Raw genomic sequence first — 8,284 nt, 5'->3', positions numbered from 1 at the left:
TTGTCCAGGGTGACCTGACCCAGGCCGACGGTCATGCCGAACGGAAGGCCGCGCTTGATATGGCGCATCGTCACTCTCCTGGCTCAACCCGGAAGCTGACAAGGCCCATGATGCCGCCGGCGTCGTGGCCGATCTGCGCCGCGGCATCCGGCAGTCGACGGACGCACCACCCGACACCAAGGCTATGCCTTCTCCATCAGGCACCGGAAGCGGATCGAGGAGCCCTTCGGCCGCGCCAAGGCCATCGGCGGCATGGCCAGGACCGTTTGCCGCGGTGTCGAACGGCTGAGGTCCCGCTTCATCCTGACAACGGCGGCCAACAACCTGGCCCGGCTGCCTCGGTTGCTGGGGGCGCAATCACCGGACCGGGCATCAGGCACCCATGAGGCACCCATGCCTTCCAGTGCCGAAGACCCCGACCATGATCCTCATCGATCGCCAAGACGGGAAACACGTCCCGTTCGGCGGATATTTCAGCGGCCTGCTAGACTGTGACCGGCTGCGTCGCTTGCTGCCCGATGTCGAAGACGCGCTTGTAGCGCGCGATCTCGGCCGCGGGGCCGGTCGCCTTGGACGGGTTGTCCGACAGCTTTACGGTCGGGCGACCGTCGGCCGCCATGGCCTTGCAGACAAGGCTGAAGGGCGCCAGCCCGTCGCCCGGCACCAGCCCGCGAAAGTCGTTCGTCAGCAGCGTGCCCCAGCCGAAGCTGACCTTGACGCGGCCATGGAACTGCCGGTGCAGCGCCACGATCCGGTCGACGTCCAGCCCGTCCGAGAAGATGATCAGCTTGTTCTGCGGGTCCTCGCCCCGGTCCTGCCACCAGCGGATCGCCGTTTCGGCGCCCGTGGCAGGATCGCCGCTGTCGATGCGGATGCCGGTCCAGCCCGCCAGCCAGTCCGGCGCGCCGGCCAGGAAACCCTTGGTGCCGTAGGTGTCGGGCAGGATGATGCGCAGATTGCCTTCGTGTTCGTCATGCCAGTCGGCCAGGACGTCATAGGGCGCGCGGCGCAGCGCGGCATCGTCCTCGGCCAGCGCGGCGTGGACCATGGGAAGTTCGTGCGCGTTGGTGCCGATCGCCTCGATGTCGCGGCGCTGCGCGATGAGGCAGTTCGAGGTGCCGGTGAATCGCTTTCCCAGCCCCTCGATCATGGCCTGGACGGCCCAGTCCTGCCACAGGAAGCTGTGCCGGCGCCGGGTGCCGAAATCGGCGATGCGCAGGTCCGGCAAGGCGCGCAGCGCCTCGATCTTTTCCCAGAGCCGGGTCATCGCGCGCGCATAGAGAACCTGCAGCTCGAACCGGCCCATGTCCTTCAGGACGGCGCGGGACCGCAGCTCCATCAGGATCGACAGGGCCGGGACCTCCCACAGCATGACCTCGGGCCAGGGGCCCTCGAAGGTCAGCTCGAACTGGCCGTCGCGGCGGTCCAGATGATAGGCGGGCAGGCGCAGCCCCTCCAGGAACTCCATGAAGTCGGGACGGAACATCTGGCGCTTGCCGTAGAAGGTGTTGCCCCGCAGCCAGGTGCTTTCCCCGCGCGTCAGCGACAGGCCGCGGACATGGTCCAGCTGCTCGCGCAGTTCGCCCTCGTCGATCAGCTCGGCCAGGCGGACCTGCTTGCTGCGGTTGATCAGGCTGAAGGTGACGCTGGTTTGCGGGCTGTTGCGGAACACCGACTGGCACATCAGCAGCTTGTAGAAGTCGTTGTCGATCAGCGACCTGACGATCGGGTCGATCTTCCACTTGTGATTGTAGACGCGCGTGGCGATGTCGGCCATGTCGGCGGAACCCCGTGATGTTTCGCCCTTGGTGCCCGGAATGTGCGGGTCGTGCAAGGGCGCCCTCAGGCCAGCGTGACCCCGGCATCTGCCATGGCCCGGCGCGCGGCGGCAAGGCTGCCGTCCAGGTCGATGGCGCGGCACGCGTCCTCGACGACCCGCGCGCGGAACCCCAGGCGGGCGGCGTCCATCGCGCTCCAGGCGACGCAGAAGTCCAGCGCAAGGCCCGCGAATGTCAGATCGGTGATGCCGCGGTCGTGCAGATACCCGGCCAACCCCGTCGGCGTCCGGTGGTCGTTCTCGAAAAAGGCCGAATAGCTGTCGATGCTTGCCCGGAAGCCCTTGCGCAGGACGAGGTCGGCGGCCGAGACGTCCAGCCCAGGATGAAACGCCGCGCCCTGGCTGCCGATCACGCAATGGCGGGGCCACAGCACCTGCGGCCCGTAAGGCATCTGCACCGTCGAGAACGCTGCTGCGCCCTCGAGGTCGTCGGCAAAGCTGGCGTGGTCTGCGGGGTGCCAGTCCTGCGTCAGGATCACGGCATCGAAGTCGCCCATCATCGCGTTGATCGGATCGACGACGGCATGACCGTCCGCGACCGCCAGCGCGCCGCCAGGGCAGAAGTCATTCTGCATGTCGATGACGATCAGGGCGCAACTCATGGCGATCTCCGAAAATTTCCGGAACAATGAAGCGCCGCTTGCGCCGGGATGCAACCCGCAGGCGCGCTGCGAATTGCCCTGATGGCCCTGCCGCCATAGGCTTGGCCCCAGCAAGCGGAGGACATGATGGGCATCGACGACGATCAGCAACGCCCTGTCGGGCAGGACGAGAGTGACCATCCGCGGCGCCCGGCCCGGATGATCTGGGGGCTGCGGCTGCTGGGGCTGGTCCTCGCGGCCCTGGTCTGGTGGGCCCTGGGCGGCCAAGAGGGACTGTCGCCCGATGCGCGAACCGTCGCCGCCATCGGCACGCTGATGGCCGTCTGGTGGATGACCGAGGCGATCCCGCTGTCGGCTACGGCGCTGCTGCCCATCGTGCTGATCCCCGCGCTGACCGACCGCACCGTCGGCGAAGCGACGGCACCCTATGCCAGTTCGATCGTGTTCCTGTTCCTCGGCGGCTTCCTGATCGCCATCGCCATGGAGAAGTGGCGCCTGCACACGCGCATCGCCCTGCTGACGCTGCGCCGGGTGGGCGTCGCGCCGCGGCGCATCGTGCTGGGCATGATGCTTGCCACGGGTTTCCTGTCGATGTGGGTCTCCAACACCGCGACCACGCTGATGATGCTGCCTATCGGACTGTCGGTCCTGTCGCTCGTGGTCGAGCGCGGATCGCGTCAGGACGGGGCCGCCGCCGAAGATGCGCTGCGCGGTGGAGCCGCCATCACCGACGTGGTGCGCGACAGGAATATCGGCGCGTTCGGCGTCTGCCTGGTGCTGTCGATCGCCTGGTCCGCCTCGATGGGCGGCCTTGGGACGCTGCTGGGCAGCCCGCCCAACGCCATCGTCGCGGGATATGCCGCGGACGAACTGGGACGAGACATCGGGTTCCTGGAATGGATGATCCTCGGCACGCCGCTGGCCTTCGCCTTCATCCTGATCGCTTGGGTGCTAATGACCCGTGTCCTGTACCGCTTCGACCTGCCCGAGATCCCGGGCGGCCGCCAGATGATCGAGGACCAGGTCCGCGAACTTGGCCCGCTTGGCCAGGGCGAACGGATGGTCCTCTATGTTTTTCTGGGCGCCGCATTCCTCTGGGTCGTGCCGGGGCTGCTCGCCTCGATCCCCGGGGTCGAAGATGCGGTCCCTTGGCTTGGCGGTCTCGACGATACGGCCATCGCCATCGGCGCGGGGATCGTCATGTTCCTGCTGCCCGGCCGCGGACGCCGAGAGATGGTGCTGGAATGGCGGGATGCCGAACGCGGCTTGCCCTGGGGGGTGCTGCTGCTGTTCGGCGGCGGGCTCAGCCTGGCGTCGGCCGTGGCTGCGTCGGGTCTGGACGGCTGGTTCGGCGAACAGGTGTCGGGCCTCGGCGCGCTGCCGACGATCCTGCTGGTCGCTGCGGTCGTGACGATCATCCTGTTCCTGACCGAGATCACGTCCAACACGGCCACGGCCGCGACCTTCATTCCGATCCTCGGCGGCGTGGCCCTGGGGATTGGCGCGGACGCGATGACGCTGCTGATCCCGGCGGCGCTGGCGGCGACCTGCGCCTTCATGCTGCCGGTCGGCACGCCGCCGAACGCCATCGTCTTCGGCACGGGCACCGTCACCATCGCACAGATGGCGCGGGGCGGGGCGGTGCTGAACGTCGTCGGCATCCTGCTGATCACGGTGCTGACCTATCTTCTGGGTGGCCTCGCCCTGGGGCTGGAATTCTGATCTTGCACGGCCGGGCATGGGCGCGCTAGGGCACGCCCATGCTGACCGTCGCCGCCCTTTACCATTTTGCCCGCCTGCCCGATCCTGCTGTCCGGCAGGCGCCGCTGCTGGACCTGTGCCGGGCCGGTGGTCTTTGCGGCACGCTGCTTCTGGCGCCCGAGGGGATCAACGGCACCGTCGCCGGCCCGCGCGAAGGCATCCTGGCGGTGCTTGGCCACATCCGCGCCTGGCCGGGGTTCCATGGCCTCGACTGGAAGGAAAGCGCCGCCACCACGCCGCCCTTCGGCCGCATGAAGGTCCGCCTCAAGCGCGAGATCGTGACGATGGGCCAACCCGATGTCGACCCGACGGCGGCGGTCGGCCGCTATGTCGCGGCGGCCGACTGGAACGCCTTGGTCGCGGCACCCGACGTTGCCGTGATCGACACGCGCAACGATTACGAAGTGCAGGTCGGCACCTTCCAAGGCGCCATCGATCCGGGCACGAAAAGCTTCAGCGAGTTTCCCGCCTGGTGGGCCGACAATGCCGACCGGTTCAGGGGCAAGCGCATCGCCATGTTCTGCACCGGCGGCATCCGCTGCGAAAAGGCGACGAACTTCCTGATCTCGCAAGGGGTGGATGACGTCTGTCACCTGCAGGGCGGTATCCTGAAATACCTGGAAGAGGTCCCAGAGGCCGACAGCACGTGGCAGGGCGAATGCTTCGTCTTCGACCAGCGCGTCAGCCTGACCCACGGCCTGGCGCAGGGCCGCCACGGCATGTGCCACGCCTGCCGCCGTCCCTTGGCACCCGAGGATCGGGACCGCGCGGAATACGAGGAAGGCGTCTGCTGCCACCGCTGCGCCACGGAATACACCGACGCCGACCGCGCTCGTTTCCGCGACCGGCAGCGTCAGTTCGACCGCGACGCCTGACGCCCTCTCTGCCGTGAGGTGCCGGGGACGGATCCCCCGCGTCCTCAGCCTTGCACACCGCCCGCCGCGATGGCCGCCATGTTCAGGATGTCGTTCACCGTCGAATTGGTCGAGCAGATCTGGATCGGTCGCGCCACGCCCGTAAGGATCGGACCGATGACCGTCGCGCCCGCCAATTCCTGCATCAGCTTGACCGAAATCGAGGCCGAATGCCGCGCCGGCACCACCAGCACGTTGGCGGGCGCCGTCAGCCGGCTGAACGGATAGCGCGCGGCGGCATCCATGTTCAGCGCGACGTCCACCGTCATCTCGCCCTCGTATTCGAAATCGACGCCGCGGCTGTCGAGGACCTTCGCAGCCTCGGCCATCTTGGTTGCCCGTTCGCTGACCGGGTAGCCGAAGTTCGAAAACGACAGGAAGGCCACGCGCGGGTCCAGCCCCAGGCCCCGCGCGACGGCGGCGCCACGGGTGGCGATGTCGGCCAGATCCTCGGCCTCGGGCCATTCATGGACCAGCGTGTCGCCGATCAGCACGATCCGGCCGCTGTGCAGGACGGCGGTGATGCCCACCGCACCATCCTGCGGGCGCACGTCGAAAACGCGGCCGATCTGCGCCAGCACCGGCGCGTTCTTGCGCGTGGCCCCGGTCACCAGCCCGTCGCCGTGCCCATGGGCCAGCATCAGCGCGGCAAAGATGTGGCGGTCGCGGTTGGCCAGCTTGGTCGCGTCCTCTCGGTCGACGCCCTTGCGCTGCAGCCGCTGATAGAGGAAGTCGTGATACGCCTCCATGTGGCGGCTGTTGGCGGCGTTGACGACGCTGATCTCGCGATAGGCATCGCCCAGACCAAGCGCCTGAAGCTCGGCCTTGACCTCGGCCTCGCGGCCGACGACCAGGGCCTGGCCCATGCCGCCGCGCTGCCAGGCGACGGCGGCGCGCAGCACGCGCGGGTCGTCGCCTTCGGCAAAGATCATCCGGGCCTGCGCCTGGCGGGCGCGGGCGTGGATGCCCTGCAGGATGGCCGCCGTCGGGTCCATGCGGTTCTTCAGCGCCTGGACATAGCCCTCCATGTCGATGATCGGGCGGCGCGCGACGCCCGTGTCCATCCCTGCCTTCGCCACGGCGGGCGGCACGACATGGATCAGCCGCGGATCGAAGGGCGTCGGGATGATGTAGTCGCGGCCGAACTGCAGCTTGCGGCCATAGGCGATGGCGACCTCGTCGGGCACGTCTTCGCGCGCCAGCCTGGCCAGCGCCTCGGCGCAGGCGATCTTCATCTCGTCATTGATGGCGCGGGCGTGGATGTCCAGCGCGCCGCGGAACAGGTAGGGGAAACCCAGGACGTTGTTCACCTGGTTGGGATAGTCGCTGCGCCCGGTGGCCACGATCGCATCGGGGCGGACGGCATGGGCGTCCTCGGGGGTGATCTCTGGGTCGGGGTTCGCCATGGCGAAGATGACCGGATTGTCGGCCATCGAGGCGACCATGTCCTGCGTCACGGCCCCCTTGGCGCTGACGCCCAGAAAGACGTCTGCCCCCTTCATCGCGTCCTGCAGGCTGCGGGCGTCGGTCACGACCGCATGGGCGGACTTCCACTGGTTCATCCCTTCGGTCCGGCCCTGATAGATGACGCCCTTGGTGTCGCACATGATGCAATTGTCATGCCGTGCGCCCATCGACTTCAGCAGCTCGAGGCAGGCGATGCCCGCCGCGCCCGCGCCGTTTAGGACGATCCTCACGTCCTCGATCCGCTTGCCCGACAGTTCCAGCGCATTGAGCAGGCCCGCCGCGCAGATCACCGCCGTGCCGTGCTGGTCGTCGTGAAAGACCGGGATGTCCATCAGCTCTTTCAGGCGCTGCTCGATGATGAAGCATTCGGGCGCCTTGATGTCTTCCAGGTTGATGCCGCCAAAGGTCGGCCCCATCAGTCTGACGGCATTGATGAACTCGTCCGCGTCCTCGGTGTCCAGTTCCAGGTCGATGGCGTTCACGTCGGCGAAGCGCTTGAACAGGACCGCCTTTCCTTCCATCACCGGCTTCGAGGCCAGCGCGCCCAGGTTTCCCATCCCCAGGATCGCCGTCCCGTTCGAGATGACGGCCACCATGTTGCCCTTGGTGGTATAGTCGTAGGCGGTCTCGGGGCGGTCCGCGATGGCCTGCACGGGGACCGCGACGCCCGGAGAATAAGCCAGCGACAGGTCGCGCTGCGTCGTCATGGGGGTCGAGGCGACGATGTCGTATTTTCCCGGACGCGGCTCCATGTGATAGGCCAGCGCCTCCTCGGGCGTGATGCGGGTGCGGCTGGTCTTGTCGGTCATGTGATCCTCGGCGGGCTGTGTCGGGCCTGATTAGCGCGGGCGCCGATGGCATTCAACGCAGATGGGATGCCGGGGCCGGGTCGGGAGGCCGTCCGAACCGGTCAGAGAGTGACCTTGACGAAGCTCTCGCGCAAGGCCGCCGACCAGGCCGCGCTCATCTGCGCGAAATCGGGATCGCCGTCCTGGATGCGGCGGCGGGCGCTGACGGCGCAGGCGCCGCGTCCGATCACGGCAAGGTCCAGCGGCATGCCGACCGACAGGTTCGACCGCAGCGTCGAATCCATCGACAGCAGCACCGCCTTTTGTGCATCCGCAAGGCTGGTCTGCGGCGTCACCACGCGGTCAAGGATCGGCTTGCCGTACTTGTGCTCTCCGATCTGCAGGAAGGGCGTGTCGTCCGTCGCCTCGATGAAGTTGCCTTCGGGATAGATCAGGAACATGCGCATGTCGCCGCCCCGGCGCTGGCCCGCGACGATCATGCTGGCCGAAGCCTGCTGCCTGAGGTCGCGGCACTGTTCCGCGATGTCGCGGCGCGTCCGGCTGAGGGTATCGCCGATGATCGTGGCCGCCCGCAGCATGGTGGGTGCCTTCAGGATCGAGGTCTTCTCGTCCGCCATCTCGTCCTCGATCGCCTCCTCGAGGCGGGCGATGGTGGTCTGGGTGACGGACAGCGACCCGGCGGTCATGATCGTGATGATCCGTTCGCCGGGGTTTTCGAAGAAGAACATCTTGCGATAGCACGAGATGTTGTCGAGGCCCGCGTTGGTGCGCGTGTCCGACAGCAGCACCAGCCCGGCTTCCAGCTTCAATCCGACGCAATAGGTCATCGGCAGTCTTTCCAAGTGACGTCAAGCGCGCAGACTAGGGTCGCGGGGGCGGTGCTGCAACGCGAAA

Annotated in this window: 6 protein-coding genes and 1 pseudogene; 3 read left to right on the top strand and 4 right to left on the bottom strand. The window is 67.6% G+C overall.

The genetic code is table 11. The annotated features are described in order from the left end of the window. Nucleotides 1-354 (top strand): annotated as a pseudogene (locus OC159_RS16350) (IS5/IS1182 family transposase); the annotation flags it as partial. Between the two features lie 130 nt (nucleotides 355-484). Here OC159_RS16350 and pncB read toward each other — a convergent pair. Beyond that, a complete protein-coding gene (pncB, locus tag OC159_RS16345; RefSeq protein WP_265502238.1) occupies nucleotides 485-1,777 on the bottom strand; it encodes a nicotinate phosphoribosyltransferase in 1,293 nt (430 codons plus the stop codon). A gap of 65 nt (nucleotides 1,778-1,842) precedes the next feature. Next, complete coding sequence (gene pncA, locus OC159_RS16340; RefSeq protein WP_265502237.1) at nucleotides 1,843-2,439, bottom strand: bifunctional nicotinamidase/pyrazinamidase; 597 nt, start codon at nucleotides 2,437-2,439, stop codon at nucleotides 1,843-1,845. 123 nt (nucleotides 2,440-2,562) lie between these two features. Between pncA and OC159_RS16335 the strand changes: the two genes are divergently transcribed. Beyond that, complete coding sequence (locus OC159_RS16335) at nucleotides 2,563-4,161, top strand: SLC13 family permease (RefSeq protein WP_265502236.1); 1,599 nt, start codon at nucleotides 2,563-2,565, stop codon at nucleotides 4,159-4,161. Between the two features lie 38 nt (nucleotides 4,162-4,199). After that, complete coding sequence (trhO, locus tag OC159_RS16330) at nucleotides 4,200-5,075, top strand: oxygen-dependent tRNA uridine(34) hydroxylase TrhO (RefSeq protein WP_265502235.1); 876 nt, start codon at nucleotides 4,200-4,202, stop codon at nucleotides 5,073-5,075. Nucleotides 5,076-5,119: 44 nt separating this feature from the next. Here the strand turns inward: trhO and OC159_RS16325 are convergent, their stop codons facing one another. Both OC159_RS16325 and OC159_RS16320 read right to left on the bottom strand, forming a co-directional pair. Continuing rightward, nucleotides 5,120-7,390, bottom strand: coding sequence for an NADP-dependent malic enzyme (locus OC159_RS16325; RefSeq protein WP_265502234.1), 2,271 nt, complete (start codon nucleotides 7,388-7,390; stop codon nucleotides 5,120-5,122). 101 nt (nucleotides 7,391-7,491) lie between these two features. Further along, nucleotides 7,492-8,217, bottom strand: coding sequence for an Ntn hydrolase family protein (locus tag OC159_RS16320; RefSeq protein ID WP_265502233.1), 726 nt, complete (start codon nucleotides 8,215-8,217; stop codon nucleotides 7,492-7,494). Nucleotides 8,218-8,284 lie beyond the last annotated feature (67 nt).

This window comes from Paracoccus beibuensis, from assembly GCF_026162625.1.
GTDB lineage: Bacteria > Pseudomonadota > Alphaproteobacteria > Rhodobacterales > Rhodobacteraceae > Paracoccus > Paracoccus beibuensis.
Note: the sequence above shows the minus strand (reverse complement) of the source record. Positions and strands in the feature narration are given on the sequence as shown.